The following is a 17,876-nucleotide window of genomic DNA, read 5'->3' on the forward strand; positions in this document are numbered from 1 at the left end:
GATTGTGGGAGCGCTTTTTATCGGCGCTCCCAGCGGATTAAGTGCGTACATCGGTCAGCGATTTCAGCGCCCGACTGGCCACCGCGATCATTGACAGATCGTTGATGTCACCGGACCACAGTTCTTTCAAAAGCTGTTCGGTGCGATCAATCACCCCTTGGTATTTGTCGGCCCACATTTTGATCGCTTTGTCGGGATCAGAAATGGTTTTGGCGATGTCGATGACTTGAGCGGTCAAGTTGTACTGATGGGCAAACACTTCTTCGATCAGCGCCGCCACCGCCAGTTTCTGCCAATGGCTTTCGCTGTGCAGCGCTTCACAAGCCCCACGCAAGCGACCCAGACGGAACCGGGAGCCGACCGCAAAATACAGCGCCGCCACGTCACACACCTTCAGGCCGCGCTGTTCGGCCAACATCACAATATCGGTGCCGGGCGCCAAATTGACCAAGCCCGCAACGCGCCGAGCCAAATCTTTAGGAACGCCTTCTTGTTCGTAAACTTGAGCCCGCACCGTTAAATCTTCCCGGTAATGAGCGGGCAGCGCCGAAGCCAAGCCTGACGACAATTGTGAAATGCCAGCCTGAAAGCGTTCCACGCTCGCCGCCAACGGAACATCGCCCACGTCATTGCGCAAGAACCACACGGTGGCCCGGTCCAACAGCCTGTTGATGTCCAGAAACATGCCGATTTGGGCATGGGCGGGAACCGAGGCCCCCAGCGCTTCAATCGGGGTCCACATGTCGCGCACCGCAAACACTTCGCGCGCGACGATGAAGGCGCGGGCGATCTCATCGGCCATCATGCCGGTTTTTTCCATCAATTGGGTGACGAACGAGCCCCCCACCCGATTGATCATGGAATTGGTCACCCCGGTGGCGACAATTTCCCGGCGCAGCCGATGCTGGCTGATTTCAGCCGCGTATTTGGTTTGCAAGGCGGTCGGAAAATAGCGCCGCAAATCGTTCACCAAAAATGGATCGTCGGGCAACGTGCTGTCCAAGATTTCATCAAACAGCCAGATTTTCGAATACGACATCAACACCGCGATTTCCGGACGGGTGAGACCCTTGCCGCCCACGGCGCGTTCGTTCAGGGTTTCGTCGTCGGGCAAAAATTCCACGGTCCGGTTCAGCCGATCGGCCTTTTCCAACATCCGCATCAAGCGAATTTGATGATCCACCAATTCAAGACTGCGCGCTTGCAAGATGGAAATGGCTTGGGTTTGGGCAAAGTTATCGCGCAACACCAACGCGCCCACTTCATTGGTCATACGGGCCAACAAGGCATTGCGGCCTTTTTGCGTGAGCTTCTTTTGGTGCACCAATGCGTCCACCAAGATCTTGATGTTGACCTCATGGTCCGAACAATCGACCCCCGCCGAATTGTCGATGGCGTCGGTGTTCAAGCGTCCACCCGACAGGGCGTATTCAACCCGTGCGCGTTGGGTAACACCCAAGTTGGCGCCTTCGCCAATCACCCGAGCGCGCACGTCACGGCCATCGATGCGCACCGCGTCGTTGGAGCGATCACCCGCGTCCACGTTGCTTTCCGAACTGGCCTTCACATAGGTGCCGATGCCGCCAAACCACAGCAAATCCACATCCAACTTCAAGATCAGGCGGATCAGATCGTTGGGCGCGATTTTGTCGACGCTGAGACCAAACATCGCTTTGATTTCTTTGCTCAGCGTAACCGATTTGGCGCGCCGCTCAAAAATACCGCCGCCTTTTGAAATCAGCTTGGCGTTGTAATCGCTCCACGATGAACGCGGCAAATCAAACAGGCGCTGGCGCTCAGACAAGGTCTTTTTGGCGTCGGGATCGGGATCGATAAAAATGTGCATATGGTTGAACGCCGCCACCAAGCGGATGTGCGGGCTCAGCAACATGCCATTGCCGAACACATCGCCCGACATGTCGCCCACGCCGACCACGGTAAAGTCTTGGCTTTGTGTATCCAGACCCATTTCGCGGCAATGACGCATGACCGATTCCCAGCCCCCACGCGCGGTGATGCCCATTTTTTTGTGGTCGTAACCGACGCTGCCACCGGAGGCAAACGCATCGCCCAGCCAAAATTCATATTCCGCAGAAACCGAATTTGCGATGTCGGAAAAGGTCGCCGTACCTTTGTCGGCGGCGACCACCAAGTAAGGATCGTCGGGATCGTGACGCGCCACACGTTTGGGCGGCACGATCTTGCCATGGGCGTCCAGGTTATCGGTCAAATCCAGCAAACCGCGAATGAAGGTTTTGTAGCATTCAATGCCTTCTGCCAAAATCGCATCGCGGTCACCGTCCAAGGGCGGGTTTTTCACCACAAAGCCACCTTTGGACCCGACCGGAACAATGACCGCGTTTTTCACCTGTTGGGCTTTCACCAGACCCAAAACTTCGGTGCGGAAATCTTCCCGGCGATCCGACCAGCGCAAGCCGCCGCGGGCAACGTTGCCAAAGCGCAAATGAATGCCTTCCACCCGTGAAGCATAAACGAAGATTTCGAACTTTGGCCGGGGCAGCGGCAATTCTTCGATGTCGCGACTGGACATCTTAAACGATAGCCAGGTTTTCAATTCGCCGTCGGCGGTGACTTGGAAAAAATTGGTGCGCAAGGTCACATCGACCAAGTTGATGTAGCGGCGCAAAATCCGGTCTTGGTCGGCGCTGCTGACGTCTTCCAGCATATCGAACAGCTTCACCCTGAGACGCGCGGCTTTGCGATTTGACTTCACCACTTCGTCCGGGTCGTCCAAGGGTTCAAAGCGGGCCACGAACATATCGATCAGGGCGCGGGTGATCTCGGCATTTTCCACCAAGGTACGGGCCATATAGTCTTCGGAGAAGGTTATACCGGTTTGGCGCAAATACTTGGTGTAGGCGCGCAACACCGTGACTTCACGCCAATCCAAACCCGCCGACAGAATCAACGCATTGAGCGAGTCGCTTTCCATGTTGCCGGACCAGATTTGATCAAAGGCCGCGTGAAACCGCGAACGCACACTTTCGGCGCTGCCCATCAGTTTGCCGCGTGGTTCCAAACCAAAGTCGTGCAAAACGATTTTGTAGGTGGCCCCGATCGGCTGGGCGCTGTAGGGAATTTCTTCCATCACCCGAAGGCCTAAGTTTTCCAGCATCGGCAAAATGTCCGACAGGGCCACCGGACCTCTGGGATTGTAGATTTTAAAGCGCAGTGGCGGACCGGACGGCGCATCCAACTGATACAAATGCAAACCCAAACGGCCAAACACATAGGTCAGCTCGATGCGTTTGATGTCATCGACCGTTTCTGCTGTGGTGAAGCTGCCTTCATAATTCCTGTTAAAGGCTTCTTGATAGGCCCCCAGCAGACGCATGCCTTCCATTTCACCGTACTGTTCGATCAACACCCCGCCCAAGCGGTCCGCCCACGAGCGGGTCAAATCGGTGATGTGCGCTTCCAGGGCTTTGATATCGAATTTGGGGATCTGCCCCGGTGTCGTTTTGACCACCAGATGCAAACGGGTCAAGGCGTCGTCGCCCAGGTGGGCGTAGTGCGCCGACACTTGGCCAGCAAAGGCCTCCTGCAAGACGTTTTGAATTTTGTGGCGCAGATCGGTGCTGTAGCGGTCGCGCGGCAGATAAATCAAACAGCTCATAAAGCGTTCAAAATCGTCGCGGCGAATAAACAACGAAACCTTTTGCCGGTCTTGCAAACGCAAGATGCCCAAAGCCGTTTCCAACAATTGATCGGTGGAGATTTGAAACAACTCATCGCGGGGAAACGTTTCTAAAATATTCAACATCGTTTTGCCGTTGTGACTGTTTAACGGCAAACCCGCCCGATCAAACGTGCCTTGAATTTTGCGCCGCAACAACGGAATGGCGCGCGGGCTTCGGTTGTAGGCTCCCGCCGTAAACAGGCCGACAAAGACCCGAAACCCCACCACCTTACCCTTGGAATCCAATCGTTTGATGCCAACGGAATCCATTTGAACGGGCCGGTGCACACGCGAGCGCATATCGGTTTTGGTCACCATCAGCAAATCGGGTTTGTTGATGAAGCCGCGCACTTCGGCGGGCACCTTCGCCATGTCGCGAAATTCCTGAAACACCACCCGCGATGTGTCCGTCAACACCCCCATGCTGGATTTTTTGGCAATGCTGACGGTCGCCTTGGCACCGACACCGTGAAAAACATATTCGCGGTAACCCAAAAAGGTGAAATTGTCATCGTGCAGCCAACGCAAAAAATCGCGCACTTCACTGACGTCTTCCAGCGCCATGCTGACGGTCAGGGTTTCCAATTCATTGATCAAATCCGCCAGGGTCGAGCGCATATTGCGCCAATCGCGCACCGCCACGCCCACGTCGGCCAGCACCGCCTGCACACCGGCTTTGATTTCGTCATGGCGAATGAGGGGTTGCTCGTCAATTTGCAGGTGGACCAAACTTTCCGCCAACACGCCCTTGTCCACCCCCAACATGCCGGGCTCCAAGACTTCGCTGAGGGTCCCGGCCGGGGTGCGCCGCATGCGCATGACAGGGTGAACCGAAAGATGCACGCCAAAGCCTAAGTTGTTCATTTCGGCGGTGATGCTGTCGATCAAAAACGGCATATCGGCGTTGACGATTTCCACCACCGTGTGACTGCTTTGCCAACCATCCGTTTCGACGGTCGGATTAAAAACATTGACGATAGGCTGGCCTGTTTTATGGCGCATTGCCGCGCCTAAGTGATGCAGAGCCATCCCCGCCAAGGCGATAGGTTCCAAGGCTTCTAAGTCATCAATGGCCAACTGACTGAAATATTGTCTGACGAAGTTTTCGGTCCGCACGCGATCCGCTTTTTTAACCTGTTTCAACGCCAGCCCGGCGACCACGTCGATGGTTTTTTTGCGCCGCATAAACTCTGCATCAAACGACATGCGAAGACCCTCCCGCATTCAACTTATTTAGCCCCACTTCAAAAATGAGGCCTTTCTGGGCCAATTACAAACCAATTGTGCAATATCGTTCTTTTTTACCAGTGTGTTAATCCGAATAGACTGTGTCACTTATTGACCTCGGCGAATGCCTGTGAGACCCTTATTCAGCACTGCGATGAGGTGCGCACTTTGAGGAAATTCGATGCATACAAAAGCAACCACCGAACCCTCTCACGAATCCACCGCCTTAGGCGGTGAGGCATTGTCTGAAGCCGCCATGTCGCAGACACCTGAACAAACCCCAACTGCATGGGCCGGACACCCCATTAATCTCCGGTTTTCCGTGCCTTTTTTTCACACCCGATTTTATTTGACCGTCGTTGCGGGGCGCGAGCGCCGCCCCGAAGACCGCCGTCGTCAAGAACGCACAGCTCATCCCGTGGTCACGGTTGGAAATGCTTTGTTCGCCATTGGCGTCAGCACTCTGATCACCTTGATGGGTCTCAGCGTGCTGATTGCCAGCAGCGCAATTATCGAATATTGAGATCTGAAAAAGGACAAAAAAAGTCGGGCCTAAGCCCGGATTTTTTAACGCCGTGTTGGAAGATGGAGCGGGCGATGAGATTCGAACTCACGACTTCAACCTTGGCAAGGTTGCGCTCTACCCCTGAGCTACGCCCGCATTCCGCCTTCCAAAAGGCGTGGCGGATAATACCCACCCGCACCGCCATTGCAAGCCCTCTTTTACACTTTTTTTTCAACCGCTTCATTTCCCGGAAATCTGCCCCCATACCTGCGCCCATCGAACCTTGAGCACCGCCATGAATCATGTCCCAACCACTTCAGATGAACTCCTGCGTTTCTTAGACCATCTGGGCATTGCCAACAGCACCGTTCACCACCCCCAAGTCATGACCGTGGAAGAAAACAAACGCTTGGGCATTGAGACCCCTGGACTGCACAGCAAAAACCTTTTTTTGAAAGATAAAAAAGGCGGTTTATGGCTGGTGGTGGCACATCAAGACTGCCCCATAGATTTGAAGAGTTTGCGCAAACGTTTGAGTCTGGGCAATTTGTCTTTCGCCAGTTCTGATTTGCTGTTTGAAGTTTTGGGTGTACAGCCCGGTTCCGTCACGCCTTTTGCTGTCTTCAACGATAAGGCCGGGCGGGTCACCTTGGTCTTGGACAAAACCTTGGCGGATGGGGCCTTAGTGAGTTTTCATCCCCTCATCAACACCCAAACCACCACCATCAGTGGGTCCGATCTGTTGGTATTTTTACACGCCGTCGCGCATGAGCCCATCATCATCGATTTCACAACCGCACCTGAAATCTGATATATCTCATCACGCAACCCTTGCGGCAGCCTTCTTTTCCCGCCATTTATGGGGCACGATTATCTCAACACCCAAAAGACACCCGAGTACACGTCCCCGATCACACGTCATTGAGAGCCCGGACCATGAGCAACCTTATTTTAGACCCGTCCTCCGCTGCTGCAACTTCACCGCAGCGCCCAGCACCTGCGGATCTCATCAAAGATTCCGATACCGATTCTTTTGTCCAGGACGTCATTGACGTTTCCATGCAAATGCCGGTGATCGTCGATTTTTGGGCGCCTTGGTGCGGACCGTGCAAAACCTTGGGGCCCATGCTGGAAAAGCTGGTCAAACGCGCCGGCGGCTTGGTCAGAATGGTCAAAGTCAATGTCGACGACAACAAGAGTCTGGCTGCACAATTGCGGGTTCAGTCGGTGCCCACCGTTTTTGCGTTCAAGGACGGTCGCCCTGTAGACGCGTTTGCCGGTGCGCTTTCCGAAACGCAGATTCAAGCTTTTCTCGACAAATTGATCGGCGACGCCAAACCGCCCATCGAGGCGGCCCTGGAACAGGCGCAAGAAGCACTCAAAATCGGCGACGGTCTGGCGGCTGAAAAAATTTACACCGCCATTTTGGGCGAAGACCCCACCCTCATTCCCGCCTTTGCCGGGGTGATCCGCGCCATCGCCGTGCAAGGCGACTTTGCCCGTGCGCGCGAAATGCTGAGCCGCCTGGATGCCCCAACCTTGGCCAATTCCCAAGTCATGCAAGCCATTTCCGCCCTGGAACTGGCTGAAGAAGCCGCCGCCACATCGGGCACCGATTTGACGGAACTGCAAAATAAGGTCGATCAACAGCCCAAAGATATGGAAGCGCGCTTTGCCTTGGCCCAGGCCTTGTTTGCCGCAGGCGACACCGAATCCGCGATCAGCAATTTGCTGGAGATTGTGCGCGTCAATCGCACCTGGAATGACGACGCGGGACGCAAGCAGTTGATTAAAATTTTCGACACATTGGGTCCCACCGACCCCATCACGATGGACGCGCGCAAGCGTCTTTCCGCCGTTTTGTTTTCTTGAACCAAACAAAGGCCGTCATGTCTCGAGCTCGCAACGCCTTTCATTTGCCCCAACGCCTGGCGGTTTTTCCCTTACCCGGAACCGTGTTGATGCCCTATGGTCATTTGCCGCTCAATATCTTTGAGCCACGCTACATCCACATGATCGACGACGCTTTGGGCAAGGGACGCATCATCGGCATGATCCAGCCGCGCCAGGGGGGAAGCGATTTGGTCGCCGATGACGCCTTGCTGTACGATGTCGGCACGGCGGGGCGGATCATCCAGTTTCACGATTCCGGTGATGGCCGATACTTGATCACCTTGGAAGGCCTAAGCCGTTTTCGTTTTCAAGCGGACATTGCGTCCGATCCGGCGCGGGGATACCGCTGGGTTGAAGCCGATTACAGTCTTTACGAAGACGATCTCAACGTCGTTGATGTCGCCGATGAGCCAGGTCGGGAAAGACTTTTGGAATTGATGAGCCGTTATTTTGGTAAAAACGATATCGATGCCGACTGGAACGCCGTTTCCCAAGCGCCCTATGAGGCTTTGGTGGCATCTTTGTCCATGAGCTGTCCGTTTGCCCCGCAGGAAAAACAAGCTCTGTTGGAATGCCCTACGTTTCAAGATCGCGCCCGTATGCTCATCTCCTTGTTTGAAATGAGCGGGGATACCAACGCCAGCCCCGCCTTGCGCCATTGATATTTTTCCGCGTTAATGAGAACCGTCATGACCGAAAAACAAAACAAAGTTGACCGCAAACTTTTGGAAATTCTGGTGTGTCCGGTGTGCAAAGGACCCCTGACGTATGATTCGGACGCACAGGAATTGATCAGCAAGCAGGCGGGCCTGGCGTACCCCATTCGCGATGGAATCCCCATCATGCTTGAAAGTGAAGCCCGGGAACTCTAAGTATATCAGCAAATACGAATATGAGCCTCAGCGCCTTACCCTAGGAAATGCACATGATTGAAGCAACACGGACCTTCGGCCAAACCCATATGCCCACCGAACTGCGTCTGAAAAAAGAAGACAAACGCCTGGAAATCGATTTTGAAGACGGCAAATCGTTCTCTATTCCCGCCGAACTGCTGCGCGTCGAAAGCCCCTCGGCCGAAGTTCAGGGCCACAGCCCGGAACAAAAGAAAGTGGTCGGCCAACGCCGCCACGTTAACATTATGAAGATCACCCCCGTGGGTAATTACGCTGTGGCATTGAAATTTGATGACCTGCACGACAGCGGTATTTTCACCTGGGACTTCCTCTACAACATGGGGGCCAACCAAGACACCATCTGGGCCAATTATCTCAAAGAATTGGAAGCCGCCGGCCTCAGCCGCGATCCGGCGTAGCGCCAATACCGGACTCACAACAAAAACCGTTGCACCCTTGCAGCGGTTTTTTTGGCTCTACTGTGTGCGTCTGATGTACGTCCGCGCCACACCACCCACTGTGCCTGGACCCCCCCGGAACGCCCCATTATTTTTATTGCGTCCTGGCAATGATGTGGGCATAACGGGCTCGCTAATTCTTGACTATCTTATTGAAATGAAATGCTTTTTCTAAATTTGTCAGAATAGTGCAATCGATATGGCATAGTATGTATTACACGTCTTTTTGCGCTAATTCACTGTAAAATAACGGTTTATGTCATAAATGGCCTACATGTGTAGGCTACAAGGTTTCACCGCGCATCAAGCGCGGCAGATCTCCGACCGTGCCCATGGCATGACGCATAAAGAAGCGTTTAAGGTCGGGAAATTGGTTCACCGTGGCCATGCCCAAATCCCGCGCCAACTTCAGCGGTTCGATATCATTGGAAAACAGTTTCACCAAGACATCGGTCACGCCGAGCATTAAATCGTTATCGAAACGTCGCCATTGCTGGTATTTTTCCAGCACGTTCATTGCGCCGATGTCTTGGCCCAGGCGCCGCGCCTCGACCAAAACTTCCGCCAGCGCCGCCACATCACGCAAACCCATGTTGAGACCTTGGCCGGCGATGGGATGCATGCCATGGGCACTGTCGGCGACCAACGCCAAACGCTCCGCGATGTAAGTTTCGGCATATTGCAGCGACAGAGGATAGGCAAAACGAGGGCCAACCACTTCGATCGCGCCCAAAAAGTCGCCAAAGCGCAGTTCCAGCTCTTCCAAAAAGTCTTCGTCGTTCAATTTCATCATGATCGGCCACAAATCGGCCCGTTCGGTCCACACAATGGATGACCGGCAGGCGGGTTTTTCAGCCGTGCCCGGCAGCGGCAAGATGGCGAAAGGACCCGACGGCAAAAAATGTTCCTGGGCGCAAAAATCGTGGGGACGCTCATGTTCGACCGTGCACACGATGCCCGCTTGTTTGTAATCCCACGAAGTCAACTTGATGCCTGCCCCTTCACGGGTGGGCGAACGCCGCCCGTCGCAGGCCACCACCAAGTCGGCGCGAATTTCACGGCCATCGTTCAGCGTCGCAAACACGCCGTTTTTGGCGCGATCCAAGACTTGAACGGTATTGGGGGCAAAATAGCTGAGATTTTTGGTTTTCGGCACCAACGTGTTCAGGCCTTTGCGGATAGAACGATTTTCCACCATGTATCCAAACGGCTCATTGCCGAGCTCCGTATGATCATAATGCAAAAACAGCGGTGAATTTCCGTCTGCCACCCGGATGTCTTTGATCGGCGCGGTTTCATCTTTGATTTCAGCCCAAAGCCCCACCCCGTCCAACACGCGCTGCGACGACAAGGCAATCGCCGACGCCCGGCCATCAAAACCCCGATCGGTCCAGCCCTGGGTGTCTTCGATATCTACCGTGGCGACACGAAAGCCATTTTGCGCCAACGCCAGCGACAGGGTTCCCCCCGCCAGGCCCCCGCCGATCACCAAGATATCGACTTTAAGGGGCTGGGAAGCGCCGTTTTTTGAAATTTTTGCTGCCGTCATAGAGTTGATGTCCCAACTGTGTCCGCCGCTGTTGCAGCGTATTTTACCGCCCTAGAATTCACACACAGCGTCCGTTTGTCCAGTCCTCATTCATCTTCGCTAATATTGTGCTTATATTCTATGCAAACGTAAGTTTGTGCCTATTTTATATGCATATATTCAAGGGCACCTTGTCGGCGACCGGCGGGCTTTCATGATCTAAGACATTGTTATTTCAGCTTTAAATTGCACCTAAGTCGAATCTGGCACGGCCCTTGTATAGGAGGAAGGGCTAGACGATTGGTTCTGGCGTAAACCCATCCGAGACGCATGTGCGTCGTAAACAGGGGATTTAGAGCGATGAAATTTATCATGGCCATCATCAAGCCCTTTAAGCTCGATGACGTGCGTGAGGCCCTTACGGGTCTTGGCGTCGAGGGTATGACCGTCACTGAGGTCAAGGGCTACGGCCGCCAAAAAGGCCAAACGGAAATTTACCGTGGTGCCGAATACGAAATTCACTTCCTTCCCAAAGTCAAAGTCGAAGTCGCCGTTTCTGACGAACAGGCGGAACGGACTGTCGAAGCCATCAGCGCTGCGGCTGGCACCGGGAAGATCGGCGACGGCAAGGTCTTTGTCGTCGATTTGGAAAAAGCCATGCGAATCCGCACGGGCGAAACCGACGATCAAGCTCTGTAAGGAGATCGCAACATGAAAAGCAAACTGTTTACGCTTTCCGGCCTGTTGGCTGCGTTTGCCGCGATGATGATGGTGTCGCTCCCTGCGCACGCCGAAGTCTCCGCTGAAACAACCTATATCTTCAACACCTTGTCGTTCTTGATGCATGGCTTCTTGGTCATGTGGATGGCGGCTGGTTTCGCCATGCTTGAAGGCGGCCTGGTGCGCACCAAAAACACCTCCATGCAGATGCTCAAAAACATCGCCATCTACTCGACGGCAGGCATCATGTACTGGGCGGTTGGCTATAACCTGATGTATGACGGTGTCGATGGCGGCTTCATGGGTACGTTCTCCGTGTGGAGCGCCTCTGATCCCAGCATCACCGAAGCCGGTTTCGTCGCAGGCGATTCCACTTACTCGGCGGCATCGGATTGGTTCTTCCAGATGGTGTTCGTGGCAACCGCAGCTTCGATCGTGTCCGGCACCTTGGCTGAACGCATCAAACTGTGGCCGTTTATGATCTTCACGGTCGTTTTGACGGCTGTCATCTACCCGATCCAGGGTTCCTGGCAGTGGGGCGGCGGCTGGCTCAGCGAAATGGGCTTCTCCGACTTCGCGGGTTCCACGTTGGTTCACTCCGCTGGCGGCTGGGCGGCTTTGACGGGCGCCATCATCCTCGGCCCGCGCATCGGCAAATACACCAAAGAAGGCGGCGTTCGCCCGATCCCTGGTGCCAACCTGCCGCTCGCGACCCTGGGTACGTTTGTTCTGTGGTTGGGCTGGTTCGGCTTCAACGGCGGTTCACAACTCGCCATGGGTTCGGCTGCTGACGTTCGCGACATCTCCACCATCTATGTCAACACCAACTTGGCCGCTGCCGCCGGTGTTGTGGTCACGATGATCATGACCCAGCTGATCTACAAGAAGGTTGACTTGACCATGGCACTCAACGGTGCTTTGGCCGGTCTGGTGGCCATCACCGCCGAACCTTTGGCTCCGTCTCCGATGATCGCGGTCATCGTCGGCGCTGTTGGCGGTGTATTGGTGGTCTTCGCGGTCCCGTTCTTCGACAAGCTGAAGATCGATGACGTGGTTGGCGCTCTGTCCGTTCACTTGGTGTGCGGCATCTGGGGCACGATGGCTGTTCCCATCTCCAACTCAGGCACCAGCTTCATGACCCAGTTCGTTGGCGTTGCCTCCATCGGTGCCTTCGTTTTGATCACATCTGCCATCTTCTGGTTGGTGCTCAAGTTCACCATGGGCATCCGTGTCAGCCAGGAAGAAGAAATGATGGGCTTGGACAAAGCCGAACTCGGCATGGAAGCCTATCCGGAATTCGGTCGCGGATCACAGAACGTATGATCCTCGGTCGACAACAGGTTTGGACGGGGTGCCCATAGCATCTGATTCCCCAACAGCCCCGTTCAAATAGAGGGTCGGAGACGAATAAGTCTCCGACCCTCTTCTTTTTTGCTTATTATTTAATCAATTGCCCTTTCCCTGCTCAACCCCACTCCGCTTACACTTGCCTTATTTTTATGCAGTCCCAAGCTTCCTTTTGTAAAATCAAACCGTTGTCGGGTTTGCACCAAACAGGCACGATCCTTGCTTTGGGTTCTGCGGCCCAATTGGGGGGCCTTCGGATGCTGTGAAACAATTGTTGGGGATATATCGCCATGCAAGTCGGTATGGACGTCTTTTTTGTGCTGATGGGTTCGGCTATGGTTTTGGCCATGCACGCCGGGTTCGCATTTTTGGAAGTCGGCACGGTACGCAAAAAAAACCAAGTGAACGCCTTGGTCAAAATCATCACTGATTTCGCCATGTCGACCATGGCGTATTTTTTTATTGGCTACTCGGTCGCTTACGGGGTGAATTTTTTCTCGTCCGCGGCGGTGCTCACCGGGGCCACAGATGGCGACGGCGTCAGCTTTGCCAAAAACGGCTACGATTTGGTCAAATTCTTCTTTTTGCTGACCTTTGCCGCCGCCATTCCGGCGATCATTTCCGGCGGCATTGCCGAACGTGCGCGGTTTCGTCCGCAACTGCTTGCCACGGCGATCTTGGTGGCATTTGTCTATCCCAGTTTCGAAGGCATGGTGTGGGGGACGCGTCTTGGTTTTCAGGACTTTGTCACAAGCATCGCCGGAGCCCCCTTTCATGATTTTGCCGGTTCCATCGTTGTCCATGCCGTGGGCGGCTGGTTGGCGTTGGGTGCGGTCGTCATGTTGGGCGCGCGCATGGGGCGCTACCGCAAAGATGGTCACGTGGTGGGCATTCCGCCGTCCAACATTCCTTTTTTGGCCTTAGGGTCGTGGATTTTGGTGGTCGGCTGGTTCGGCTTTAACGTTATGAGCGCGCAATCGGTCGAAGGCATCACCGGTTTGGTGGCGATCAATTCGCTGATGGCCATGGCCGGGGGCATTCTCGCCTCCTTAGTCGTGGGCAAAAACGATCCTGGCTTTATCCACAACGGCGCGTTGGCGGGATTGGTTGCCGTATGCGCCGGGTCAGACATCATGCACCCGTTGGGTGCCCTGGTCGTGGGCAGCGTTGCTGGTGCCTTGTTCGTCTGGGGCTTTACCCAGTGCCAGGAAAAATGGAAGATCGACGATGTTTTGGGCGTCTGGCCGCTGCACGGCATGTGCGGTTTGTGGGGCGGTATCGCGTCCGGCATTTTTGGTCTCGAAGCCCTGGGCGGCTTGGGTGGCGTAACCTTCTTGGGCCAGCTCATCGGGTCCGTGTCGGGGGTCGTGTTTGCCCTGATTTGCGGATTTTTGGTCTATGGCGGTCTGAAATACACCTTAGGGCTTCGTTTGGACCCCGAAGATGAATACCGGGGCGCGGATCTCAGCCTCCATCACATTTCCGCCTACCCGGAAGAAGACACGCACGCTTAAGGCGTTTTTTACGCCATTTGTTCACGCGTCTCACCTTAACTTTCAAAGGGTCGAAGGTTTTTGCCTTCGGCCCTTTTTGCGCCCAAAGTCGCCCTTTCAAGGCCGTATTTGATGCCTATATTCACGCTACGAACTCGATGCACGTTAAGATCTTATAAAGCCTCACGGTGTAAAAAAAGATATGGCTTGGTTATCTGAAAAAATGGGATCGGGCCCTTTGTTGCCGGAAGGCAGCACGGCCTATTTTGCCCGGCGCGTTCGTGAACTCGCTGGCGTGAGCCTTATTGCGCTCTCGGCCGGCTACGGCGCGGCCTTGATCTCTTATGCACCGCAAGACCCGTCCCTGAACGCTGCCACCGATGGGCCGGTACGCAATTGGCTGGGCATCCATGGTGCCACCGTTTCCGATATGATGATCCAGACCTTTGGTTTGGCTGCACTCGCGCCCGCATTGGCGATTTTCGCTTGGGGCTTGTTGTTGGTGCGCAAGCGCAATATTCCCCAACTGTGGCTGCGGGTTACGGGCCTGTTATCGGCCACCGTTTTGTTGGCCATAGCCTTAGACGTGATCAAACCCTTTGCGGCGTGGCCCCTGGCGACGGGCCTCGGCGGTGTCACCGGTTCCGTGTTGCTCGATCGCATCGACCATCTTTTACAAGTTTTAGGTTCCATGCACCCCAGCTGGAACATGTTGGTGGCGTCTTCGGTGCTGGCCCTTCCGGGCATCGCCGCGCTGATTTGGTCGCTGGGCCTGCCCAAGTCCGATTGGCAGGTTCTGGGTCGAGGACTTATGGCCCTGAACCACGGTGTCGGGGCCGTTTTGTTGAAGACCTGGCGGTGGACCTTGGCGCAAACGCCGTTTGCCCGCCAAAATGCCCAAGACCCTGATATGTATGATGACCTAGTAGATCTTTCCCTCACCGATGAAGGCGAAAAGGCGGTTCGGAAATCCCGCCCGCGGCGCGCCAAAGACGCCGCACCAACGCCGCCCAAGCAAACCGCCAAGGGCCTGGTCGAAACCAGCGCCGGTCGGGTTAAACCGGGTCGCAAAGCCGAAGAATCACGCCAGCGCAGCTTGGATTTGGGGGCGAATTCCACCTACCAACTGCCCCCGCTGGACATTCTCGACGCACCTGAGCCCACCGATCACGGTCATCAGCATTCCAAAGAAGCCTTGGAACAAAACGCCCTGATGCTGGCCAGCGTTTTGGATGATTTTGGCATCAAAGGCGAAATCGTAAAGGTGCGCCCCGGCCCCGTGGTGACGCTGTATGAACTGGAGCCCGCACCCGGCACCAAGACCTCGCGGGTGATTGGCCTGTCAGACGATATTGCCCGGTCCATGAGTGCCGTTTCGGTGCGCGTCGCCACCGTACCGGGACGCAACGTCATCGGCATCGAAATGCCCAACCAAACCCGGGAAATGGTGCGTTTCCGCGAATTGATTGCGTCTCATGACTTTGAAAAGGCCAAAGGCGCGTTGAATTTGGCGCTGGGTAAAGACATTGGCGGCCTTCCGGTGATTGTCGATTTGGCGCGCATGCCCCACTTGTTGGTCGCGGGCACCACCGGTTCCGGTAAATCGGTCGGCATCAACGCGATGATTTGTTCGTTGCTGTATCAATACACCCCGCAACAGTGCCGCTTCATCATGGTTGATCCGAAAATGCTGGAACTCAGCGTTTACGACGGCATTCCACACTTGTTGAGCCCGGTGGTCACCGATCCGTCCAAAGCCGTAGTGGCGTTAAAATGGGCGGTGCGGGAAATGGAAGACCGCTACCGTCTGCTCAGCCAGATGGGCGTGCGCAACATTACCGGTTACAATCAACGCCTCGTCGAAGCGTCGAAACGTGGCGAAGTGTTGACCCGTCGGGTGCAAACCGGCTTCGACGAAGCTGGCAAACCGGTCCACGAAGATCTGCCCTTGGACATGGAGCCATTGCCTTACATTGTTGTAGTCGTTGACGAAATGGCGGATTTGATGCTGGTTGCGGGCAAGGATGTGGAAGCATCGATCCAGCGTCTGGCGCAAATGGCGCGCGCGGCGGGCATTCACCTGATTATGGCCACCCAACGCCCCAGTGTGGACGTCATCACCGGCACCATCAAAGCCAACTTCCCGACCCGCATCAGCTTCCAGGTCACCTCAAAAATCGATTCCCGCACCATTTTGGGCGAACAAGGTGCGGAACAGCTTCTCGGCCAGGGGGATTTGCTGTATATGGCAGGCGGCGGTCGCATCACCCGTGTGCATGCGCCGTTTGTTTCGGATGAAGAAGTTGAAGACGTGGTGTTGCATTTAAAAGACCAAGGCGCACCGGATTATATCGAATCCGTAACAGAAGAAGCCGAATACGCCCCCGGCGAAGTGCCCGCAGCCGGAGGCGGCAGCAAAGAAGACGAGCTTTACGATCAAGCCGTCGCCCTGGTGGCTCGGGAGGGCAAAGCCTCAACCAGCTTTGTTCAGCGCCATTTGCAAATCGGATACAACCGCGCGGCCCGCATTATTGAACGCATGGAAGCCGAAGGGGTGGTCAGCAGAGCCAACCGTGTCGGCCGACGAGAGGTCCTTATAGGCGATGTCAGTGCAGCATAAACCAGCTCAGCATAAGTCTGCTCCCTTCAATTCGGAACCGGAACTTGTTGGCATTCCCAATCGACCCTTCCCGCTCGGCCGAGTGGTCGGCATTTTGTTGGCCGTTGCCCTCACCGTTTTGGCTGCCGCTTTGTTTTTGCCCAAATCGGCCAACGCCAAAGACGTGATCGGCTTGCAAGCCGGTCAAAAAGACCAAGTCAAAAAGGTTCAGGACTACCTCAACGCCATTTCGACCCTGCGCGCGCGGTTTATGCAGATCACCAGCCAAGGCAACTATGCCCAAGGTGAATTTCAACTGTCCAAACCCGGGCGCATGCGCATCGACTATGACCCCCCAGTCCCGGTGTTGATCGTCTCCAACGGCACCATCGTCATGTACAAAGATGAAGAGCTGGACCAATTGAGCTACGTGCCGCTCAGCAGTTTGCCGGCATCCATGTTCATTGGCGATAATGTTGACTTTTTTGGTGAAGACTTGCTCATCACCGACTTCGAAAATGCTGCAAACGCTTTGCGTTTGACCCTTCAGCGCAGCGAAGACCTGATGGAAGGCAGCTTGACGCTGGTGTTTCAGACCCAGCCCTTAACGCTCAAGCAATGGGCCGTGGTGGACGCACAGGGCATCACCACGACCGTGTCTTTGATGGGGCCTGAGTTTGGTGAGCCCTTAGACGAGCAACTGTTTCATGTTGAAAACCGTAGCTTACCGCGCAATGACAACTGATTGAGCCTTTACGGCACCAATCGATAGCCACCCGGTTCCGTCACCAACATTTTAGCATGAGATGGGTCTGCCTCCATCTTTTGGCGCAGACGATAGACATGGGTTTCCAAGGTGTGGGTGGTAACGCCTGCGTTGTAGCCCCAAACTTCGTCCAGCAACTCATCGCGACCGACCACCCGATCACCGTGCAAGTACAGAAATTTTAGAATCTGCGCTTCTTTATCGGTCAGACGAATTTTTTCTTTGCGTGCCGAGGCCGTCGTTTCATCTTCGGCGATCAAAATCTTTGCGCCCGGCTGAAAACGATAACGTCCAATGCCCAACATGGCGTCATCGCTTTGTTCAAACTGACGAATGTGAGCGCGAATGCGCGCCATCAACACGCCCAGCTTAAACGGTTTGGTGACGTAATCGGTAGCCCCAGCGTTGAGCCCGCGAATGGTGTCGACCTCGCTGTCTGACACCGTCAGCATCACAATTGGCGCTACCAGTCCATTGGCGCGCAACAGTCGACAGACCTCACGCCCGCCCATACCGGGGAGTTCGACGTCCAGCAGAACCAAGTCAAAATAGCCGTTTTTGGCGTGTTCGAGACCTTCTTCGCCGGTTTGTGTACAGACGCACTGAAACCCTTCCGTGGTTGTCAGCTGTTCGCACAACAAGTCGGTTAAAATCTGATCATCGTCGATCACTAAGATGCGCTTACCGTCACTCATGTTGATCTTTCATTTTGTCGAAATTCACCTTACGTATTCTTATATCGTGATG

General features: G+C 54.9%; 14 protein-coding genes and 1 tRNA gene. 11 read left to right on the forward strand and 4 right to left on the reverse strand.

Features of this window, described 5'->3' with window-relative positions:
• Positions 1 to 37 precede the first annotated feature (37 nt).
• A complete protein-coding gene (locus BEN30_RS16775; RefSeq protein WP_069959491.1) occupies positions 38 to 4,906 on the reverse strand; it encodes an NAD-glutamate dehydrogenase in 4,869 nt (1,622 codons plus the stop codon).
• 202 nt (positions 4,907 to 5,108) lie between these two features.
• Here BEN30_RS16775 and BEN30_RS16780 point away from each other — a divergent pair, with 202 nt between their 5' ends.
• The gene (locus BEN30_RS16780) at positions 5,109 to 5,450 is read left to right on the forward strand and encodes a hypothetical protein (protein WP_069959448.1); all 342 of its coding nucleotides are present in this window, start codon (positions 5,109 to 5,111) and stop codon (positions 5,448 to 5,450) included.
• A gap of 63 nt (positions 5,451 to 5,513) precedes the next feature.
• Here BEN30_RS16780 and BEN30_RS16785 read toward each other — a convergent pair.
• Positions 5,514 to 5,588: transfer RNA gene (locus BEN30_RS16785), tRNA-Gly, on the reverse strand.
• A gap of 139 nt (positions 5,589 to 5,727) precedes the next feature.
• Between BEN30_RS16785 and BEN30_RS16790 the strand changes: the two genes are divergently transcribed.
• The 5 genes from BEN30_RS16790 to BEN30_RS16810 all read left to right on the forward strand — a co-directional run bounded on the left by BEN30_RS16790 (position 5,728) and on the right by BEN30_RS16810 (position 8,637).
• Complete coding sequence (locus BEN30_RS16790; RefSeq protein ID WP_069959449.1) at positions 5,728 to 6,243, forward strand: prolyl-tRNA synthetase associated domain-containing protein; 516 nt, start codon at positions 5,728 to 5,730, stop codon at positions 6,241 to 6,243.
• A gap of 125 nt (positions 6,244 to 6,368) precedes the next feature.
• Positions 6,369 to 7,304 (forward strand): thioredoxin, encoded by a 936-nt coding sequence (trxA, locus tag BEN30_RS16795; RefSeq protein ID WP_069959450.1) that lies wholly within the window; start codon positions 6,369 to 6,371, stop codon positions 7,302 to 7,304.
• Positions 7,305 to 7,321: 17 nt separating this feature from the next.
• Entirely contained in the window at positions 7,322 to 7,987 is a 666-nt protein-coding gene (locus BEN30_RS16800) for an LON peptidase substrate-binding domain-containing protein (RefSeq protein WP_069959492.1), read from the forward strand.
• Positions 7,988 to 8,014: 27 nt separating this feature from the next.
• Complete coding sequence (locus BEN30_RS16805; protein WP_069959451.1) at positions 8,015 to 8,197, forward strand: Trm112 family protein; 183 nt, start codon at positions 8,015 to 8,017, stop codon at positions 8,195 to 8,197.
• Between the two features lie 53 nt (positions 8,198 to 8,250).
• Positions 8,251 to 8,637, forward strand: a complete 387-nt coding sequence (locus BEN30_RS16810) for a gamma-butyrobetaine hydroxylase-like domain-containing protein (protein WP_069959493.1) — start codon at positions 8,251 to 8,253, stop codon at positions 8,635 to 8,637.
• 322 nt (positions 8,638 to 8,959) lie between these two features.
• Here the strand turns inward: BEN30_RS16810 and BEN30_RS16815 are convergent, their stop codons facing one another.
• Positions 8,960 to 10,225 carry a UbiH/UbiF/VisC/COQ6 family ubiquinone biosynthesis hydroxylase gene (locus BEN30_RS16815; protein WP_069959452.1) on the reverse strand — a complete coding sequence of 422 codons (1,266 nt, stop codon included), beginning with the start codon at positions 10,223 to 10,225 and terminating at the stop codon, positions 8,960 to 8,962.
• 339 nt (positions 10,226 to 10,564) lie between these two features.
• Between BEN30_RS16815 and BEN30_RS16820 the strand changes: the two genes are divergently transcribed.
• From BEN30_RS16820 to BEN30_RS16840, 5 genes are all read left to right on the forward strand, one after another.
• Positions 10,565 to 10,903, forward strand: coding sequence for a P-II family nitrogen regulator (locus tag BEN30_RS16820; RefSeq protein WP_069959453.1), 339 nt, complete (start codon positions 10,565 to 10,567; stop codon positions 10,901 to 10,903).
• 12 nt (positions 10,904 to 10,915) lie between these two features.
• Positions 10,916 to 12,247 (forward strand): ammonium transporter, encoded by a 1,332-nt coding sequence (locus BEN30_RS16825; RefSeq protein ID WP_069959454.1) that lies wholly within the window; start codon positions 10,916 to 10,918, stop codon positions 12,245 to 12,247.
• A gap of 314 nt (positions 12,248 to 12,561) precedes the next feature.
• The gene (locus BEN30_RS16830) at positions 12,562 to 13,785 is read left to right on the forward strand and encodes an ammonium transporter (protein ID WP_069959455.1); all 1,224 of its coding nucleotides are present in this window, start codon (positions 12,562 to 12,564) and stop codon (positions 13,783 to 13,785) included.
• Between the two features lie 181 nt (positions 13,786 to 13,966).
• Complete coding sequence (locus BEN30_RS16835; RefSeq protein WP_069959456.1) at positions 13,967 to 16,384, forward strand: DNA translocase FtsK; 2,418 nt, start codon at positions 13,967 to 13,969, stop codon at positions 16,382 to 16,384.
• Positions 16,374 to 17,108: a LolA family protein gene (locus BEN30_RS16840; RefSeq protein WP_170827105.1), complete on the forward strand. Its 735-nt coding sequence runs from the start codon at positions 16,374 to 16,376 to the stop codon at positions 17,106 to 17,108. Before BEN30_RS16835 ends, BEN30_RS16840 begins: the two co-directional genes overlap by 11 nt.
• A gap of 8 nt (positions 17,109 to 17,116) precedes the next feature.
• Here BEN30_RS16840 and BEN30_RS16845 read toward each other — a convergent pair whose 3' ends face one another.
• Positions 17,117 to 17,824 carry a response regulator transcription factor gene (locus BEN30_RS16845; RefSeq protein ID WP_069959458.1) on the reverse strand — a complete coding sequence of 236 codons (708 nt, stop codon included), beginning with the start codon at positions 17,822 to 17,824 and terminating at the stop codon, positions 17,117 to 17,119.
• Between the last annotated feature and the right edge of the window lie 52 nt (positions 17,825 to 17,876).

Origin of the sequence: Magnetovibrio blakemorei (genome assembly GCF_001746755.1) — a bacterium.
Lineage (GTDB): Bacteria > Pseudomonadota > Alphaproteobacteria > Rhodospirillales > Magnetovibrionaceae > Magnetovibrio > Magnetovibrio blakemorei.